The following is a 17,171-nucleotide window of genomic DNA, read 5'->3' on the forward strand; positions in this document are numbered from 1 at the left end:
AAGGTTGAATCAGGCGGGGGCGCGGGATCCGGCGGCAATGACTTTACCGCGGGGCTTGCTTCTCCGGGTGGGATGCCCGACCTGCCGTCGATCCTGTTCGTCTGCCTCGGCAATATCTGCTGGCCGCGGCGGCGCTGCGCGCGGACAGCGCGATTTCCGCGGCCGACAGAGCGGTGCGACGGGACACAGGAAAGAGGTTTATTAACCTGACCCGTCCCAACATGCCTGCTGCGCACAGCCATCTGGATCAGTAACCCGAAAGACCACAGATTCCGCACTTCACCATATCGTTAGCCGTTTGCCCCCGGTCGGATCGCGCGAAGTCTCCCCCGACGCCGGCCCCGCTCCACGCTTTCGGCTAGTTCCAGCGAAGGGCCACATGAGTAACAAAGCCGTGCCAAAATACCCTGGTTCTGGCGTCGGGATGGCCAGTTGGGCGCCGGCGGTCCTGATCCTGAGCGTGCTGCCGATTTTCGGATCGGTCGGATATCTCGGCGGCGGGGGCGACGACTGGTATTATCTGGAAGCGGCCAGGTGTCTTGTGCAGCATGGCGTGTGCGTTCCCGCAACGCACTGGGCGACCCGCTGGCCGCTCGTGGCACCCCTTGCCGGAGCGCTCGCTCTGTTCGGGGAGAGCCGGTCGAGCGTCGCGATCGTGCCATTCCTCTACGCCGTCGTCGCCACGATCCTGCTGGCCGAGAATGTGAGGAAGCGGTTTGGCGGGTCCGCGGCCATGTGGGCCGCCGTGGCGCTCGTGCTCACGCCGGCCTTCTTCGGCCCGATCCTGCAGCCCTCGGTGGATATTCCCGAACTTGCCTGGGTGCTTGCGGCGCTGTTGGCAGGCCAGGTGTCGCTCGACCGGGGTAGTTTCAAGGCGGCAGCCCTGTGCGGTGTCGCACTCGGCCTTGCCATTCTCACGCGCGCGACAGCGCTTGCCTTTCTCGTCCCGCTGGCCCTGGGGTGGCTGGCGCTGCCGCGGTCGCGGCGGGCTCTGGCCTTCCCGGTTGCGCTGGGCATGCTCGCCGTCCTGACGGCAGATGGGGGTTTTTACGGGCTTATTGCAGGCGACCCCGTGCTCGGCTGGTCCCTTTCCCTGCACCATACCGCAATTCCTTCAACGGAGCTGCCACCCGGAGTCGACCTCAGCAAATCTGCGCTCCTGAACATCGAGTTCATCCGGAACTGGCGCCGCAGCATGGGGATCGAGGTCCATTGGATAGTTGACCCGTTGCTGAATCTGCTCGCCGACCCGAAGTGCGGCTTGACGCTTCTCGGTGCGGTTCTGCTCTTCTTCGCACGGCGCAAGGACCTTGCCACGCGCGATCCGATGGGGTGGCTCGCCTGGGCGGCGGCAGCCGCGCTGATCCACTTTCTGGTGCTAACCTTCGTCCTTGCGACTGATCCCAAACCCCGCATGTTCCTGTTCGAGATTGCCGTCGCAGCCGCCGTGATCGGTGTGATCTGCGCCAATCGCGGACGGGCGGCGCCCCCGCTGCTTGCAGGGGCGGTTCTGGCGCTGATGGCCCTTCGCGCGCTTCTCCTCAGCTACGATGCGATCGATCTCTCCCGCGCCTCAATGGCGGCCAAGCACTGGGCATCGGCACAGCGTGGCCGATTGGCGGTGGACGAATGGACCAGGCGGACCTTCGCGCTCGTTCCAGCTGTAAGGGATCTGCCACTTCCCGATAGCGCACCTCGCCTGCCGGTGCTCGGGCTTGCCAAAGGTTCGTGCGCGAATGTCGATACGAGCGGCCCACACGGGACGCCGCTGCGGGAGGCGCGGTTCTATCAAAGTGACCCGAGCTTCCTCCGCTGGATGCGATCGCATCATATCGCCGTCGCAGAGAAGCCGGTTCCGATCTTGTGCATCTATGCTCCGATGCCATCGTCACGGTAGAGGCGCCCGGTCCCGAATGCCGATACGGCGCTGTGGGGATTGAGCATTCCCGGCGCGCGCTAAATACAGCGCTAAGGGATCCGTTGGGGGCGATCGAGGGGCATCGGCCGCTAAGTCCGTTCGCATAGAATTTCTTAACCGGTGGGTGGCATTGTCAGCCGGTCTGTAAATCCGCGGGAGTGATCGCTGTGGCACGCAGAATGCAGAAACGCCGCGCATCCGGACATGCCCGGCCACTCTATCATGAAGTCCAACCCGGTGGTGTCGCTCCACGTCGCCAGCCCGGCGAAGACGGGCCGGTACGGGAACGGGCCGATGGTTTTGAACTGGTCCTATGGGCTCTGGTCGCGCTGATTGTCCTGATCATGATCGACACCTATGTCTGGAATGGGCGATATCGACATGGGTTCTGGGTCGCGCTCAATGCCCAGGCGGAATCCGCCCGTACCTGGACTGAAAGGCTCTGGCTCAGCTGAGAACCCACAAAAGGTGGCGTGAACAGGATCGGCTGCAATTCATCCGGACCAGCTGTTTCGGCTAAGGCGGGGCCGCCGAAAAGGCATTCGTCCGCTTTGTCCACGCTATTGTCCGGCAGCGCGCGGCCAGCGTGCTTGCAGGGCGCACAGCGCCATTTCGAGCGAAAGCTTACCGTCCCGAGGACGCCGAACCCAAGGCGTTGAGTCCTCGGTGAAACCCAAAGCCAGCCGACCTTGCCCACTTGACCGCACCGGGTTCGACCAGGACTATCCACGCCGCCATTTGCGGAAGTTGACCCGCACAAGCGTACGGTCCGGCGGCGATGACTTTACCGCCGGGCTCGCCTATCTGGCTGGGGATGCCCGACCTGCCTTCGATCCTGTTCGTTTGCCTCGGCAATATCTGCCGGTCGCCGCTGGCCGAGGCGGCGCTGCGGGCGGAGGCGGTACGGATCGGGCGGGCGATCACGGTGGACTCCGCCGGAACCGGGGACTGGCACGTCGGCAGCCCGCCCGACCGACGCGCGCAGGCCACGGCGCTGCGCCACGGCATCGACATCTCCGACTATCGCGCGCGCCAGGTCGAGTCCGGCGATTTCCGGCGGTTCGACTATATCCTCGCGCTCGACCGCGACAATCTCGCCAGCCTCATGGCGATCGCGCCGGGCGATGCGACGGCGGCGGTGGGCCTGCTGCTCGACCTGGTGCCGGGCCGGGCCGGCGAGGGGGTGCGGGATCCCTATTTCGGCGACGAATCCGGGTTCGAGCTGACCTGGGCCGAGGTGAGCGCCGCGGCGCAGGCGATCGTCGCGCTGATGGGAAGCGTGAAGAGTGGCGATGATTGACTCGATGATACTACGGATATACCCGTAATATCATCGAGTCGTCAGGAGCCAGCCGATGAAGCGCATGCATCTGCACGTCAACGTGTCAGACCTTACTCGGTCGATCGCGTTCTATCGTATCTTGTTCGGCACCGCCCCGATCGTCGTGAAGGACGATTATGCCAAATGGATGCTCGAGGATCCGAAGGTCAATTTCGCGATCTCGCAGCGCGGACGGACAATGGGGATCGACCATATCGGCATCCAGGTCGACAGTGCCGATGAACTGGCGGAGCTGGCCAATCGCCTGAAGTCCGCCGGCACCGACACGCTCGACCAGACGGCCACCACCTGCTGCTATGCCAGATCCGACAAGAGCTGGGTGAACGACCCGTCCGGCGTGCGGTGGGAGACGTTCTTCACCTTTGGCGAGGCGACCAGCTATGGTGAGGATGACGTTCCTCCCGCACCACCCGCCAGCACCGGCAGCGGTCCGGCCCGCGCCACCGCTGCACGGGCATGCTGCTGATGGATACCGGCGCTGCCGTTGCGGCCTTGTCGGCGCTTGCTCATGCCGGCCGGCTCGAAGTCTTCCGCCTGCTCGTCCGCGCCGGCGAGGCGGGCATGGCGTCGGGCGAGATCGCGCGGGCGACCGGGCATGTGCCCCAGACGCTGTCGGGTAACCTCACCATCCTGGGCCATGCCGGCCTGGTCGCTTCCCGGCGCGAGGGGCGATCGATCATCTACACTGCCGCTTATGGCCAAATGAGCGACCTGCTGGGCTTCCTGATGGAGGATTGCTGCGCGGGGAAGCCGGAGATCTGCGCTCCGCTCGCGGAGATGGTGGCGAAGGCGGCCTGTTGCCAGCCGGGCGCGGTCCAATGACCGACATCGTCATTTACCATAATCCCGCGTGCGGAACGTCGCGCAACACGCTGGCGATGATCCGCAACGCCGGGGTCGAGCCCCATGTCGTCGAATATCTGAAGACTCCACCATCGCGCGCGATGCTGGTGTCGCTGATCGAGCGCATGGCGCTGACGCCGCGTGCGCTGCTGCGCGAGAAGGGGACGCCCTTCGCCGAACTGGGCCTCGCGGATCCGTCGCTCGGCGACGACGCGATCGTCGACGCGATGATGGATCACCCGATCCTCATCAACCGCCCGATCGTGGTCGCGCCGCTCGGGGTGAAGCTGTGCCGGCCTTCCGAAACAGTGCTCGATCTGCTGCCGGGCGAGCAGCATGGCGCCTTTACGAAGGAAGATGGCGAGCGAGTGATCGACGACAGCGGACAGCGGATCGCATCATGAGCGCCGCCACCGTGGGGGGCGTTACGCCGACCAGGCCGGCGATCAGTCCATTCGAACGCTATCTCAGCGGCTGGGTCGCGCTGTGCATCCTGGTCGGCATCGCGCTCGGCCATGCGCTGCCCGGGCTGTTCGCGACGATCGCCTCGGCTGAGGTCGCCCGGGTCAATCTTGTGGTTGCGGTGCTGATCTGGCTGATGATCGTGCCGATGCTGCTGAAGATCGATCTGACCGCGCTCGGCTCGGTACGGCAGCACTGGAAGGGTGTCGGCATCACGCTGTTCATCAACTGGGCGGTGAAGCCCTTCTCGATGGCGCTGCTCGGCACCCTGTTCCTTGGCTGGCTGTTTCGCCCGTTGCTGCCGGAAGCCGAGATCAGTTCGTATATCGCGGGCCTGATCCTGCTGGCGGCGGCGCCCTGTACCGCGATGGTGTTCGTCTGGTCCAACCTTTGCGACGGCGATCCTGCCTACACGCTCAGCCAGGTCGCGCTGAACGATCTCATCATGGTGTTCGCGTTCGCACCGCTGGTCGGCCTGTTGCTCGGTGTGGCGTCGATCACGGTGCCGTGGGGTACGCTGCTGCTCTCGGTTGCGCTCTACATCGTCGTGCCGGTCATCGTCGCCCAGCTCCTCCGGCGCGCGGTGCTGGCGTCGGGCGGTCCGCCCGCGCTAGAAAGGCTGCTTACGCGGCTTGGGCCGGTTTCGCTGGTCGCGCTGCTGACGACACTGGTGCTGTTGTTCGGGTTCCAGGGCAAGGCGATCATCGCGCATCCGCTGGTGATCGCCCTGATCGCGGTGCCGATCCTTATCCAGGTCTATTTCAATGCGGGACTCGCCTATTGGCTGAGCCGCCGCTTCGGCGTCGCCTGGTGCGTCGCCGCGCCCGCCGCGCTGATCGGCGCCTCCAACTTCTTCGAGCTGGCGGTCGCCGCCGCAATCAGCCTGTTCGGCTTCAATTCTGGCGCTGCGCTAGCGACCGTGGTCGGGGTGCTGGTAGAGGTGCCCGTGATGCTATCCGTGGTCGCAATCGTGAAGAAGACCCGGCCCTGGTACGAAGGGCGGGTTCCGGCATGATCGCGACCATGGCCGGTGCGGTGGCCGGCGCTGCTCTCCTCTCAAGTCGGATCAACTGATGTCGCGTCTTCGTATCCTCGCCGATCCCGACTACCTGCCGGCGCTCGATCGCTCACTGGTGCGGACTGACCTTGCCAAAGGGCTCGGCCAGCGCGATCCCAAGCCGCGCATCCTCCTGCTCTACGGCTCGCTGCGCGAGCGATCGTTCAGCCGGCTGGCCGTCGAGGAAGCTGCGCGCCTGCTCATCCTGTTCGGCGCGGAGGTGCGGATATTCGATCCCGCCGACCTGCCATTACCCGATCAGGTGGAGGGCGACGATCACCCGGCGGTGCATGAGCTGCGCCAGCACGCGCTGTGGTCGGAGGGCATGGTGTGGTGCAGCCCGGAACGGCACGGCCAGATCACCGGCATCATGAAAGCGCAGATCGACCATTTGCCGCTCGAGTTCGGCGGCATGCGCCCGACCCAGGGCCGTACACTCGCCGTGATGCAGGTGTCCGGGGGATCGCAGTCGTTCAACGCAGTCAACACGCTGCGGCTGCTCGGCCGCTGGATGCGGATGATCACGATTCCGAACCAGTCGAGCATCGCAATGGCGTGGCAGGAGTTCGACTCGGCCGGCCGGTTGAAGCCGTCGAGCTATTACGACCGGATCGTCGATGTGATGGAGGAGCTGGTCCGCTTCACCGTCTTGACGCGCGGCCATGCCGCCCAGCTCGTCGATCGTTATTCCGAACGCAAGGCCGCGGCGGCAAAACGGGACGCAACCCAGGATCTCGCGTCCCGCTCCACCGCCTGAACCAGGGCACTGGCCGAGCGGCTAGACCGTCGGCACGGTGCCGCCGTCGATGACATATTCAGTGCCGGTGATCGCCGCGGCACGGGGCGAGACGAGGAAGGCGATCAGGTCGGCAACTTCGTCCGGCCTGGCCGGGCGGCCGAGCGGGATGCCGCCGAGGCTGTCCATGATGATCTGCTTGCCGCCGGCATAATCGGTGCCGGCCTGGGCGGCGAGCCGCTCCGCCAGCGCCACCGATGCGTCGGTCTCGACCCAGCCGGGCGAGACGCGGACGACGCGCACGCCTTTGGGGGAGACCTCCTTCGACAGCGCCTTGCTGTAAGTCGCGAGCGCGCCCTTGGCGGCGGCATAGGCAGTGGTGGATTCGGGCAGCGGCAGCGCATGCTGGATCGAGGTGACATGGATCACCACGCCGGATCCGCGCTCGACCATCGCCGGCACCAGTGCGCGATCGAGCCGCACTGCCGCCATCAAATTCTGGGCGATCTCCCGTTCCCACTGCTCGTCGTCGAGCGCGGCGAAGCCTCCGCCCGGCGCGCTCGATCCGCCGAGCACGTTGACCAGGATATCGACGCCGCCCAGCGTCTCGCGGGCGGCCTGGGCTAGCGCGGCGCAGCCGGCCGCCGTCATCAGGTCAGCCGCGACGAAATGAACGCCAGCCGGCACCGTTTCGGGCTGTGACCGGGCGCTCGTCATCACGGTGGCGCCCGCGGCCTGGAGCGCCGCGACCACCGCCGCGCCGACACCCTTGGTACCGCCGCTGACCAGAGCACGGCGGCCGGTGAGATCGATCCAGCCGGCCATCATCCGATCTCCAGCGCATCGGCGAGGGCAGGTGGCAGGGCTTGAATCGGATCGGGCATCGCTGTCTCCCAGGCGCCGGCGCGGCGCCGCTGTTGCTCTGCGATCCAGATCGTCCTAGCGGGCGATAATGACAAGAACCGACGAAAAAGTAGGGTACTTACCTGAAGGTAAGCCCGTCGAGCACACCCCGTTCTCGGCGGCATCGGGCGTCGAGCAGGTCATCCGGATGCTCGAGGGGCGGTGGAAGCTGGTGATCCTGTTCCATCTGTTCGGCGGGAAGCTGTTGCGCTTTTCCGATCTCGAACGCGCGATCCCGGCGATTTCGCAGAAGATGCTGATCCAGCAACTGCGTCAGATGGAAGCCGACGGGATCGTCACGCGGCTGGTCCATCACCAGGTGCCGCCGAAAGTGGAATATGGCCTGACCGAGTGGGGCCAGTCGCTGTGCCCGGCGCTCGACGCGCTGCTCCACTGGGCGGAGCAGCGCTGAGGGTGGCGCGCGTGAAAATCTATTTCGATGGGGGATGCCGGCCCAATCCCGGCGCGATGGAGCTGGCGGTGGTGGCCGGCGGGCAGGCGCATGTGCTGCGCGCGCTCGGGCACGGGACGAGCATGGATGCCGAGTGGCTGGCGCTGATCCATGCGCTGCGCGTCGCGCAGTCGATCGGCGCGGCAGATGTCGTGCTGCTCGGCGATTCGGTGGCGGTGATCGGGCAGGCCAATGGGACGGTGAAATGTCGCGGGGCTGCCGTGGCGCATCTGGCGGCGTTGCGCACGCTGGCGGGCGCGGCGGGGATGCCGCGCATCCGCTATATCAAGCGATCGCAAAATCTTGCCGGGATCGCGCTGGCGAGGTTGCACGCGGGATGACGGATGTGCCGATCCTCTACAGTTTCCGGCGCTGCCCCTATGCGATGCGCGCGCGGCTGGCGCTGCTGGCGAGCGGGGTGCCGTTCGCGATCCGCGAAGTCGTACTGCGCGACAAGCCGGCTGTGCTGATCGCCGCGTCGCCCAAGGCAACCGTGCCGGTGCTGGTGCTGGCGGACGGCACGGTGATCGACGAGAGCATCGACATCATGCGGTGGGCGCTCGGTCGCAACGACCCCGAAGCCTGGCTGGCGGGGGCCGATGCGGCGCTGATCGAGTTGTTCGACACGCAGTTCAAGCCGGCGCTCGACCGCTACAAATATGCCGGACGCCATGATGCCGACCCGATCGCGTACCGGGACGCCGGACTGGCGCTGCTGCACCTGCTGGAAGAACGGCTGGTGGACGGAAACCTGTGCGGTATGCAGCGGACGCTTTCGGACATGGCGATCATGCCGTTCGTGCGGCAGTTCGCTGCGGTGGACGGGGCATGGTTCGCGGCGCAGGCGATCCCGCTGGTGCAGGCCTGGCTGGCGCGGCACGTCGGATCGGCATTGTTCGACCGGGCGATGGTGCGGCTGGCGCCGTGGGCGCCGGGCGATGCGCCGATCCTGTGGCCGTCCGGCGAGACGGGCTAGTCGAAAGTGCCGTCCTTCACGGACGAGGCGGCTGAGGATCGTGCGGCGGTCAGCGCAGCACAGGTTTCGCGAGCCTGCTCCTCGACGCGCTGCAGGATCCGCTCGGCCTCGGCAGGATCGAGATCATGCTCGATGGAGTCGAAATGGGTATGGCCGCCGTCCTGCATGCCGAAGATCGAGAGCAGATAGGAATCGAACGCCTGGCGGAGCGCCTGCCACTGCCCCTTTGCTTCAAGCCAGTCGCGCGAGGCGCTGGAGGTGGAGAAAGTGGCGAAACGCTTCCCGCGCAGGATCGCATCGTCGACATCGTTGATGATGTCCGCCGGGGTGAGGGCGGCGCCGAGCACGCGATCGACATAGCCCTTGATGATCGCCGGCGGCATGCCGAACCACAGGGGATAGACCAGCACGATTGCCTCGGCCTGGCGCAGATAGCCGAGTTCGGCCGCGACGTCGCCGGTGAGGCTGTTGCTGGCCAGGCCGGGCCGGTTGACGGCGCGCAGGCGCGGATCGAATTCGAGCGCGTACAGATCCCGCACGACCACTTCCTGCCCGGCGTCCCTGACGGCCGCCCGGTAGCGCGCGGCAATCGCGTGATTGAAGCTGTCCGGCGCGGGATGCCCGAGGATGACGACGTGGCGTGGGGGATGCGAGTCGCGCGCGTGGTTCGGGCTCAAGGTCTTTTCTCCAATGTGCTCGGCCTAGCATGAACGCCGCGATGTGGCTCGGGCGAGTTCGCCGAATCCTGCAAGCGGCACGATAGCCTGAGTAGGCGGAACTGACAGGGGCGTGTAGGGTGCGATCCTGGCTTTCGCTCATTGTTTGGCGATTGCGACGCGCGGGAGGATCCCTTTCCGCGACCTGCGCCACAAGATTTAAGGTGGACGAGACGATGATGACCCCACCTGAAGCGCCGGCCGCCGCCGGCTCGAAAGACCTGCCCTTGTCGCCCGACATGCTGCGTCGGATGGACGGTTACTGGCGCGCGGCCAATTACCTGTCGGTCGGGCAAATCTATCTGCGCGCCAATCCGCTGCTCGAACGGCCGCTGACGATCGAAGACGTGAAACCCAGGTTGCTCGGCCACTGGGGCACGACGCCGGGGCTGAACCTGCTCTACGTCCATCTCAACCGGCTGATCGTGGCGCATGACCTGAACATGATCGCGGTGATCGGGCCCGGCCATGGGGGCCCGGGGCTGGTGGCGAACACTTATCTCGAAGGCTCCTACACCGAGCGTTACCCGGCGATCGAGCGGAGCCGGGGCGGGATGGAGCGGCTGTTCCGCCAATTCTCCTGGCCGGGCGGGATCCCAAGCCATGTCGCGCCGGAGACACCGGGATCGATCCACGAAGGCGGCGAGCTGGGCTATTCGCTGGCGCATGCGTACGGCGCCGCGTTCGACAATCCCGACCTGATCGTCGCCTGCGTCGTCGGCGACGGCGAAGCGGAAACGGGTGCGCTCGCGACGAGCTGGCACAGCAACAAGTTCCTGAACCCGGTGCGGGACGGCGCGGTGCTGCCGATCCTTCATCTCAACGGCTTCAAGATCGCCAACCCGACCGTGCTCGCGCGGATCGACCGCGAGGAGCTGGTGAGCCTGTTGCGCGGCTATGGCCATGAGCCGTGGTTCGTCGAGGGCGATGAGCCGATGGCAGTGCACCAGGCGCTCGCCGCGACGCTCGATGCGGTCACCGCGCGCATCGGCGAGATCCAGCGGGCGGCGCGATCGGGCGAGGACGGCGGGGTGCGGCCGCGCTGGCCGATGATCGTGTTGCGCACGCCGAAGGGCTGGACCGGGCCCAAAATCGTCGATGGCAAGCCAGTCGAGGGCACGTGGCGCGCGCACCAGGTGCCGATCGCCGATTTTACCGATCCGGCGCATCTGGGTCAGCTCGAGCAATGGATGCTGAGCTATCGCCCGGACGAGCTGTTCGACGAGCGCGGCAAGTTCCGCGAGGACTATGCGTCATTGGCGCCGACTGGCCATCGCCGGATGGGATCCAACCCGCATGCCAATGGCGGCGAGCTGCTGGTGCCGCTGTCTTTGCCCGATTTCCGCGACCATGCCGTGGCGGTCCCGGCGCCGGGCGGCGTCAAGGCTGCCGCGACGGCCGTGCTGGGCGGCTATCTGCGTGACGTCATGGCGTTCAACATGGAGGCGGCCAATTTCCGCCTGTTCGGCCCCGACGAAACCGCGTCCAACCGCCTGCAGGCCGTCTATGACGTCACCGGCAAGGCGTGGATGGCGGAGATCGACCCGGTCGATACCGACCTCAGCCGCGACGGGCGGGTGATGGAGGTGCTGAGCGAGCATCTCTGCCAGGGCTGGCTCGAGGGCTATCTGCTGACCGGGCGGCACGGCCTGTTCTCGTGCTACGAAGCCTTTGTCCACATCGTCGATTCCATGCTCAACCAGCATGCGAAGTGGCTGAAGGTGACGTGCGGGATTCCGTGGCGCAAGCCGATCGCCTCGCTCAACTATCTGCTGACGTCGCATGTCTGGCGGCAGGACCATAATGGCCTGTCGCATCAGGATCCGGGCTTTATCGACCATGTCGCCAACAAGAAGGCGGGTGTGGTGCGGATCTATCTGCCGCCGGACGCCAACAGCCTGCTCTCGGTCGCCGATCATTGCCTGCGCAGCCGCCATTATGTGAACGTCATCGTCGCGGGCAAGCAGCCCGAATGGCAATGGCTGGGGATCGATGCGGCGGTGCGCCACTGCTCCGCCGGTGCCGGCATCTGGGACTGGGCGAGCGACGCCGGCGAGCCCGATGTGGTGATGGCCTGTGCCGGGGACGTGCCGACGCTGGAGACGATGGCGGCGGTGACGATGCTGCGCGCTTATGTGCCGGACATCCGCATCCGCGTCGTCAACGTCGTCGACCTGATGGTGCTGCAGCCGCAATCGGAGCATCCGCACGGGCTGGACGATCGCGCGTTCGATGCGCTGTTCACCACCGACAAGCCAGTGATCTTCGCCTTTCACGGCTATCCGCCGCTGATCCACAAGCTGACCTATCGAAGGCACAACCACCATAATATCCATGTGCGCGGCTATAAGGAGGAGGGCACGACGACCACGCCGTTCGACATGGTCGTGCTCAACGATCTCGACCGCTATCGGCTGGCGCTCGATGCTATCGAGCGGATCCCGCGGCTGAAAGATCGCGTCCCGGCCGAGACCGCGCGCTATTGGACGACGATGGAACGCCACAAATTGTACGTCGCCGAGCAGGGCGACGATCTGCCGGAGGTGCGGGACTGGCAGTGGCACCGGTGACGGGGGACGAGCGCACTGTCCTGACGCTCAACGGCGGGTCGTCCTCGCTCAAATTCGGGCTCTACCGGGAGGCGGGCGAAGCGATCGAGCCGCTGGCGGTCGGCGAAACGGGGGCCGCGGCCGGGTTCGACGCGGTGTTCGAGCAAGTGGCGGCGGCCCTGCATGGCGCAGCGCCCGACGCGATCGGCCACCGGATGGTGCATGGCGGCCCCAGTTTGTTTCGACCGGTCGCGATCGATGCCGACGTCATCACCGCCCTGCAGGCGGCCAGCGCCTTCGCGCCACTGCATGGCCCGGCGTCGCTCGCGCTGGTCGAGACGGCGCGCGCACACTATCCGGACAGGCCGCAGATCGCCTGTTTCGATACCGGATTTCACGCCGACCTGCCGGAGATCGCCGCGGTGTTGCCGGTGCCGCGCGTGCTGCGAGCCCGGGGCGTGCGGCGCTACGGATTCCACGGCCTTTCCTGCCAGTCGATCCTCCACCAGCTCGGCGATGGCGTGCCGGAGCGGCTGATCATCGCGCATCTGGGCAGCGGGGCCAGCGTCACCGCAGTGCGCGGCGGCCGCTCGGTCGATACGAGCATGGGGCTGACGCCCAGCGGCGGCGTGGTGATGGCGACGCGGAGCGGCGATATCGACCCGGGGCTGCTGCTGTTCCTGCTGCGCGACGGGGGCCTGGATGGCGCGGGCCTGGAGGAACTGATCGACCGTCAGTCGGGGTTGCTTGGCATCTCCGGCCTGTCACCCGACATGCGCCGACTTCACGCCGCGGCCGAGACGGATCGCGATGCGGCGCTGGCCGTCGCGATCTTCTGCCGCTCGGTCGCACGGCAGATTGCGGGAATGATGACGGCCCTGGGCGGCGCCGACCTGATCGTGTTCACCGGTGGCATTGGCGAGAACGACGCAGTGGCGCGTGCGGCGATCTGCCGCGATCTTTCCTGGGCCGGGGTGGCGCAGGGCGAGGGAGCGGCCGGGACGGTCGCAGTCAGGAGCCTGCCGTCCGACGAAGGCGGCCAGATCGCGCGCGAGGTGTTTGCCGTGCTTGGGCCGCCTCAAGGGCTTCGCCAGGGACTGTTTCCCGCGCATTCATGAATTCGGCGCATGACAACATGCAGCTTTGACAGGGTAATCGCGCGGCGCCCCGCAGTGTAGTCTTGGGGCATGCGTAAAGGAGACCCATCATGAAGTCGAGTGGCTCGACCCGGGCGGTGATGCCCAGTATCGCGGTGCCTGGATGAGGTCGCGCGATCCCTTACGAAGCTGGACAATGGGTTCATGTCGAATGCGGCATCAAGCGGATGCATCGCGAGGCGGGTTTCGTGCGTTGGGCCGAGCATAAGAAATCGCTCGTGTCGCTGCGTAGTGCTTCGCCTGTTAGAAGAATTTGGAAAAGGAATGGGTCCCAACATGGCTGGCGATCTGGAAATATCACGGCGCGGCGTTCTGGCGGCAACCGCTGCCACGGCCGCGCTTACTGCCGTGCCCCGGGCCGAGGCACAGGGCGTGCCGCCGCGCACGACGCCGTCGATGATGAAAGTGGCGCTCGAGGTGAACGGCAAGCGGCGGGAGCTCGAGCTCGATACGCGCACCACGTTGCTCGACGCGCTGCGCGAGCATCTGCAGCTGACGGGCACGAAGAAGGGATGCGATCATGGCCAGTGCGGTGCCTGCACGGTGCTGGTCGACGGCAAGCGGATCAATTCCTGCCTCAGCCTCGCGGTGATGCATGAGGGCGACAAGGTGACGACGATCGAAGGCCTGGGCACGCCGGGCGACCTGCATCCGATGCAGGCGGCCTTCATCAAGCATGACGGCTATCAATGCGGCTATTGCACGCCCGGCCAGATCTGTTCGGCGGTGGCGGTGCTCGGCGAGATCAAGGCCGGCGTGCCGAGCCATGTTTCGGCCAGCCTGACGGAGCGGCCGCAAGCGACCAACATGGAGATGCGGGAACGGATGAGCGGCAATATTTGCCGCTGCGGTGCCTATTCCAATATCGCCGAAGCGATGGCCGAAGTCGCGGGAGGCGCGGCATGAAACCGTTCAGCTACGAACGCGCCGAAACGCCAGGCGCAGCGGCGGCTGCCGTCGCACGGACGCCGGGTGCGAAGTTCATCGCCGGCGGCACCAATCTGCTCGACCTGATGAAGCTGGAGATCGAGGCGCCCGCGCATCTCGTCGATGTAGGCCCACTCAAGCTCGACCGGATCGAGAAGACTGCGGAAGGCGGCGTTCGGATCGGTGCGCTGGTGACCAACACGACGCTTGCGTCGGACGATCGCATCCGGCGCGATTACGGCGTGCTGACTCGCGCGATCGTCGCGGGCGCGAGTGGCCAGCTGCGCAACAAGGCCACGACCGCGGGCAATCTGCTCCAGCGGACTCGCTGTCCCTATTTCTACGATACCAACCAGGCATGCAACAAACGCAAGCCAGGGTCGGGCTGTGCCGCGATCGGCGGGTTCAGCCGGCAGCTCGGCGTGATCGGAACGAGCGACGCCTGCATCGCGACCTATCCGGGCGACATGGCTGTGGCGCTGCGGCTGCTCGACGCAACGGTCGAGACGGTCGATGCGACGGGACTGGCACGGACCATTCCGATCGCTGATTTCCATCAGTTGCCCGGCAAGGCGCCGCATATCGAGACGGTGCTGAAGCGCGGCGAGCTGATCACCGGCGTCACCTTGCCCAAGCCGATCGGTGGGACTCATCTCTACCACAAGGTGCGCGATCGCGCGTCCTACGCCTTTGCCCTGGTTTCGGTCGCTGCCGTGATCCGGCCGGACGGAACCGGTCGCGTCGCGATCGGCGGCATCGCGCCGAAGCCGTGGCGGGTCGAGGCGGCTGAAGCGGCAATGCCGCGCGGAGCGAAGGCGGTTGCCGCGCAGCTGTTGGCAGGTGCCAAGCCAACCCATGACAACGCCTTCAAGGTGCCGCTGGTCGAACGAACGATCGCGGCGGTGATGAGCGACGCGAGGAACCAGGCATGAAGTTCGATACGCCCGCGGGCACGAACCCGATCGACCAGCTCAAGGTGATCGGCAAGCCGACCGACCGCATCGACGGTCCGCTCAAGACCACCGGCACCGCGCCCTATGCCTATGAACGGCACGATGCGGTGGCGAACCAAGCCTATGGCTATATCGTCGGCAGCGCGATCGCGAAGGGCCGGATCACCCGGATCAACGCGGAACAGGCAAGGGCTGCGCCGGGCGTATTGGCAGTCGTCACCACGCTCGACATGCCGAAGCTGACCAAGGGCAATTTCGCCATCGCATCGCTGTTCGGTGGGCCTGAGGTCCAGCATTATCATCAGGCGGTCGCGATCGTCGTCGCGGAGACGTTCGAGCAGGCGCGGACCGCCGCGAATCTGGTGCGGGTGGATTATGCCCGCGGGAAGGGCAATTTCGATCTGGCCGCGCTTGCGCCGACGGCGCCCTATACCGGCGACGACGATGCCCCGAAGATCTCGCGCGTCGGCAATTTCGAAGGGGCGTTTGCCGCCGCGCCGGTCAAGTTGGACGCGACTTATACGACGCCCGATGAATCCCACGCGATGATGGAGCCGTTCGCGACCATCGCTGCATGGGAGGGCGACAAGCTGACGCTGTGGACATCGAACCAGATGATCGCCTGGACCAAGGGCGACGTGGCGAAGACGCTGGGCATTCCAAAGGAGAATGTGCGGCTCGATTCGCCGTTCATCGGCGGCGGCTTCGGCGGCAAGTTGTTCCTGCGGGCGGATGCCATCCTCGCGGCGCTTGGCGCAAAGGCAGCGAAGCGGCCGGTCAAGCTGGCGATGCCGCGGCCGATGATGATCAACAATGCGACTCATCGGCCGGCGACGATCCAGCGCATCCGGCTGGGCGCCACGCGCGAGGGACGGATCACCGCGATCGCGCATGAGAGCGCATCGGGCAACCTGCCGGACGGCAAGCCCGAAACGGCGGTGCAGCAGACGAAACTGCTTTATGCCGGCGAGAACCGGCTTACCGCGATGCGGCTTGCCGAACTCGACCTGCCCGAGGGCAATGCGATGCGCGCGCCGGGCGAGGCGCCGGGCCTTATGGCGCTCGAGATCGCGATGGACGAGATGGCGGAAAAGCTGGGCATGGACCCGGTGCAGTTCCGCATCCTCAACGACACCCAGGTCGATCCGGAAAAGCCGGAGCGCAAATTCTCGCAGCGGCAGCTGGTCGAATGCCTGCGCCTCGGGGCAGAGCGGTTCGGCTGGGATCGGCGCGTCGCCAAGCCGGCTTCGGTGCGCGAAGGGCGCTGGCTGATCGGCATGGGTGTGGCCGCGGGTTTCCGCAACAACCTGCTGATGAAGTCGGCCGCACGGGTGCGGCTTGACGGCAAGGGTGTCGTGACCATCGAAACCGACATGACCGATATCGGCACCGGCACCTACACGATCCTCGCGCAGACGGCAGCCGAGACGATGGGCATCGGTCTCGACAAGGTCGTGGTGAAGCTGGGCGATTCCGATTTTCCGGTGTCGGCGGGTTCAGGGGGGCAATGGGGCGCCAACAATTCGACAGCGGGCGTCTATGCCGCATGCATGAAGCTGCGCGAGACGGTGGCGCAGCGGCTTGGCTTCGATCCTGCCGCCAGTGCCTTTGCCGACGGGAAGGTGCGATCGGGGAAGCGCAGCGTCGCGCTGGGGGATGCGGCGCGCGACGGCGAGATCGTCGTCGAGGACAGCATCGAATATGGCACGCTCGACAAGCAATATCAGCAATCGACCTTTGCCGGCCATTTCGTCGAGGTGGCCGTCGATGGCTTCACCGGCGAGACGCGGGTGCGGCGCATGCTGGCGGTCTGCGCGGCGGGCCGGATCCTGAATCCAAAGGCAGCGCGAAGCCAGGTGATCGGCGCGATGACGATGGGCGTCGGCGCGGCGCTGATGGAGGAACTGGCGGTCGACAAGCGCTTCGGCTTCTTCGTCAACCACGATCTGGCCAGCTATGAGGTGCCGGTCCATGCCGACATCCCGCATCAGGACGTGATCTTTCTCGACGAGGTCGATCCGATCTCCTCGCCGATGAAGGCGAAGGGTGTCGGCGAGCTGGGGCTATGCGGGGTCGGCGCGGCGATCGCCAACGCGATCTACAACGCGACCGGCGTGCGGGTGCGGGATTACCCCATCACGCTGGACAAGCATCTCGACCGGCTGCCGGAGATCGTGTGAG

Annotated in this window: 18 protein-coding genes; 16 read left to right on the top strand and 2 right to left on the bottom strand. The window is 66.2% G+C overall.

Features of this window, described 5'->3' with window-relative positions:
• The first annotated feature begins 379 nt into the window (after window positions 1-379).
• The 8 genes from U1769_RS10260 to arsH all read left to right on the top strand — a co-directional run bounded on the left by U1769_RS10260 (window position 380) and on the right by arsH (window position 6,379).
• On the top strand, window positions 380-1,897 hold the full coding sequence (locus U1769_RS10260) for a glycosyltransferase family 39 protein (protein WP_332715347.1): 1,518 nt from the start codon (window positions 380-382) through the stop codon (window positions 1,895-1,897).
• A 188-nt stretch (window positions 1,898-2,085) separates the two neighbouring features.
• Entirely contained in the window at window positions 2,086-2,373 is a 288-nt protein-coding gene (locus U1769_RS10265) for a hypothetical protein (protein ID WP_332715350.1), read from the top strand.
• Between the two features lie 359 nt (window positions 2,374-2,732).
• The gene (locus tag U1769_RS10270) at window positions 2,733-3,218 is read left to right on the top strand and encodes a low molecular weight protein-tyrosine-phosphatase (protein ID WP_332715352.1); all 486 of its coding nucleotides are present in this window, start codon (window positions 2,733-2,735) and stop codon (window positions 3,216-3,218) included.
• Window positions 3,219-3,273: 55 nt separating this feature from the next.
• On the top strand, window positions 3,274-3,726 hold the full coding sequence (locus U1769_RS10275) for an ArsI/CadI family heavy metal resistance metalloenzyme (RefSeq protein WP_332715354.1): 453 nt from the start codon (window positions 3,274-3,276) through the stop codon (window positions 3,724-3,726).
• Window positions 3,717-4,082 carry an ArsR/SmtB family transcription factor gene (locus U1769_RS10280; protein WP_332715357.1) on the top strand — a complete coding sequence of 122 codons (366 nt, stop codon included), beginning with the start codon at window positions 3,717-3,719 and terminating at the stop codon, window positions 4,080-4,082. Before U1769_RS10275 ends, U1769_RS10280 begins: the two co-directional genes overlap by 10 nt.
• Window positions 4,079-4,507 carry an arsenate reductase (glutaredoxin) gene (gene arsC, locus U1769_RS10285; RefSeq protein WP_332715360.1) on the top strand — a complete coding sequence of 143 codons (429 nt, stop codon included), beginning with the start codon at window positions 4,079-4,081 and terminating at the stop codon, window positions 4,505-4,507. Before U1769_RS10280 ends, arsC begins: the two co-directional genes overlap by 4 nt.
• Complete coding sequence (gene arsB, locus U1769_RS10290; protein ID WP_332715362.1) at window positions 4,504-5,580, top strand: ACR3 family arsenite efflux transporter; 1,077 nt, start codon at window positions 4,504-4,506, stop codon at window positions 5,578-5,580. The genes arsC and arsB overlap by 4 nt, the downstream gene beginning before the upstream one ends.
• Window positions 5,581-5,638: 58 nt before the next feature.
• Complete coding sequence (gene arsH / locus U1769_RS10295) at window positions 5,639-6,379, top strand: arsenical resistance protein ArsH (RefSeq protein WP_332715364.1); 741 nt, start codon at window positions 5,639-5,641, stop codon at window positions 6,377-6,379.
• Between the two features lie 21 nt (window positions 6,380-6,400).
• Here the strand turns inward: arsH and U1769_RS10300 are convergent, their stop codons facing one another.
• A complete protein-coding gene (locus U1769_RS10300; RefSeq protein ID WP_332715366.1) occupies window positions 6,401-7,183 on the bottom strand; it encodes an SDR family oxidoreductase in 783 nt (260 codons plus the stop codon).
• A 127-nt stretch (window positions 7,184-7,310) separates the two neighbouring features.
• Here U1769_RS10300 and U1769_RS10305 point away from each other — a divergent pair, with 127 nt between their 5' ends.
• From U1769_RS10305 to U1769_RS10315, 3 genes are read left to right on the top strand one after another with little or no spacing between them, the layout of a single operon-like run.
• The gene (locus U1769_RS10305) at window positions 7,311-7,673 is read left to right on the top strand and encodes a winged helix-turn-helix transcriptional regulator (protein ID WP_332715368.1); all 363 of its coding nucleotides are present in this window, start codon (window positions 7,311-7,313) and stop codon (window positions 7,671-7,673) included.
• A gap of 11 nt (window positions 7,674-7,684) precedes the next feature.
• Entirely contained in the window at window positions 7,685-8,053 is a 369-nt protein-coding gene (locus U1769_RS10310) for a ribonuclease HI (protein WP_332715371.1), read from the top strand.
• Window positions 8,050-8,688 carry a glutathione S-transferase gene (locus tag U1769_RS10315; RefSeq protein ID WP_332715373.1) on the top strand — a complete coding sequence of 213 codons (639 nt, stop codon included), beginning with the start codon at window positions 8,050-8,052 and terminating at the stop codon, window positions 8,686-8,688. The genes U1769_RS10310 and U1769_RS10315 overlap by 4 nt, the downstream gene beginning before the upstream one ends.
• On the opposite strand, the gene U1769_RS10320 is transcribed toward U1769_RS10315, so the two are convergent.
• Window positions 8,685-9,365 carry an NAD(P)H-dependent oxidoreductase gene (locus U1769_RS10320; RefSeq protein ID WP_332715374.1) on the bottom strand — a complete coding sequence of 227 codons (681 nt, stop codon included), beginning with the start codon at window positions 9,363-9,365 and terminating at the stop codon, window positions 8,685-8,687. The two genes, U1769_RS10315 and U1769_RS10320, sit on opposite strands and share 4 nt — an antisense overlap.
• 218 nt (window positions 9,366-9,583) lie before the next feature.
• Here U1769_RS10320 and U1769_RS10325 point away from each other — a divergent pair, with 218 nt between their 5' ends.
• The 5 genes from U1769_RS10325 (at window position 9,584) to paoC (ending at window position 17,170) form a co-directional block, all read left to right on the top strand.
• Window positions 9,584-11,974 (top strand): phosphoketolase family protein, encoded by a 2,391-nt coding sequence (locus U1769_RS10325; protein ID WP_443030341.1) that lies wholly within the window; start codon window positions 9,584-9,586, stop codon window positions 11,972-11,974.
• The gene (locus tag U1769_RS10330) at window positions 11,962-13,071 is read left to right on the top strand and encodes an acetate/propionate family kinase (RefSeq protein ID WP_332715379.1); all 1,110 of its coding nucleotides are present in this window, start codon (window positions 11,962-11,964) and stop codon (window positions 13,069-13,071) included. Before U1769_RS10325 ends, U1769_RS10330 begins: the two co-directional genes overlap by 13 nt.
• A 315-nt stretch (window positions 13,072-13,386) precedes the next feature.
• Window positions 13,387-14,016 carry an aldehyde dehydrogenase iron-sulfur subunit PaoA gene (gene paoA, locus U1769_RS10335; protein WP_332715382.1) on the top strand — a complete coding sequence of 210 codons (630 nt, stop codon included), beginning with the start codon at window positions 13,387-13,389 and terminating at the stop codon, window positions 14,014-14,016.
• Entirely contained in the window at window positions 14,013-14,969 is a 957-nt protein-coding gene (locus U1769_RS10340; RefSeq protein ID WP_332715385.1) for an FAD binding domain-containing protein, read from the top strand. The genes paoA and U1769_RS10340 overlap by 4 nt, the downstream gene beginning before the upstream one ends.
• The gene (gene paoC, locus U1769_RS10345; RefSeq protein ID WP_332715387.1) at window positions 14,966-17,170 is read left to right on the top strand and encodes an aldehyde oxidoreductase molybdenum-binding subunit PaoC; all 2,205 of its coding nucleotides are present in this window, start codon (window positions 14,966-14,968) and stop codon (window positions 17,168-17,170) included. The genes U1769_RS10340 and paoC overlap by 4 nt, the downstream gene beginning before the upstream one ends.
• Window position 17,171: the final 1 nt, after the last annotated feature.

Source organism: Parasphingomonas zepuensis, from assembly GCF_036663735.1.
Classification (GTDB): Bacteria; Pseudomonadota; Alphaproteobacteria; order Sphingomonadales; family Sphingomonadaceae; genus Sphingomonas.

What these genes read in the sequence shown, in the direction of transcription:
- U1769_RS10260 (WP_332715347.1), top strand. Translation starts at nt 380, where the DNA reads ATGAGTAACAAAGCCGTGCCAAAATACCCTGGTTCTGGCGTCGGGATG.
- U1769_RS10270 (WP_332715352.1), top strand. Translation starts at nt 2,733, where the DNA reads ATGCCCGACCTGCCTTCGATCCTGTTCGTTTGCCTCGGCAATATCTGC.
- U1769_RS10275 (WP_332715354.1), top strand. Translation starts at nt 3,274, where the DNA reads ATGAAGCGCATGCATCTGCACGTCAACGTGTCAGACCTTACTCGGTCG.
- U1769_RS10280 (WP_332715357.1), top strand. Translation starts at nt 3,717, where the DNA reads ATGCTGCTGATGGATACCGGCGCTGCCGTTGCGGCCTTGTCGGCGCTT.
- arsC (WP_332715360.1), top strand. Translation starts at nt 4,079, where the DNA reads ATGACCGACATCGTCATTTACCATAATCCCGCGTGCGGAACGTCGCGC.
- arsB (WP_332715362.1), top strand. Translation starts at nt 4,504, where the DNA reads ATGAGCGCCGCCACCGTGGGGGGCGTTACGCCGACCAGGCCGGCGATC.
- arsH (WP_332715364.1), top strand. Translation starts at nt 5,639, where the DNA reads ATGTCGCGTCTTCGTATCCTCGCCGATCCCGACTACCTGCCGGCGCTC.
- U1769_RS10300 (WP_332715366.1), bottom strand. Translation starts at nt 7,183, where the DNA reads ATGGCCGGCTGGATCGATCTCACCGGCCGCCGTGCTCTGGTCAGCGGC.
- U1769_RS10305 (WP_332715368.1), top strand. Translation starts at nt 7,311, where the DNA reads ATGACAAGAACCGACGAAAAAGTAGGGTACTTACCTGAAGGTAAGCCC.
- U1769_RS10315 (WP_332715373.1), top strand. Translation starts at nt 8,050, where the DNA reads ATGACGGATGTGCCGATCCTCTACAGTTTCCGGCGCTGCCCCTATGCG.
- U1769_RS10325 (WP_443030341.1), top strand. Translation starts at nt 9,584, where the DNA reads ATGACCCCACCTGAAGCGCCGGCCGCCGCCGGCTCGAAAGACCTGCCC.
- paoA (WP_332715382.1), top strand. Translation starts at nt 13,387, where the DNA reads ATGGCTGGCGATCTGGAAATATCACGGCGCGGCGTTCTGGCGGCAACC.
- U1769_RS10340 (WP_332715385.1), top strand. Translation starts at nt 14,013, where the DNA reads ATGAAACCGTTCAGCTACGAACGCGCCGAAACGCCAGGCGCAGCGGCG.
- paoC (WP_332715387.1), top strand. Translation starts at nt 14,966, where the DNA reads ATGAAGTTCGATACGCCCGCGGGCACGAACCCGATCGACCAGCTCAAG.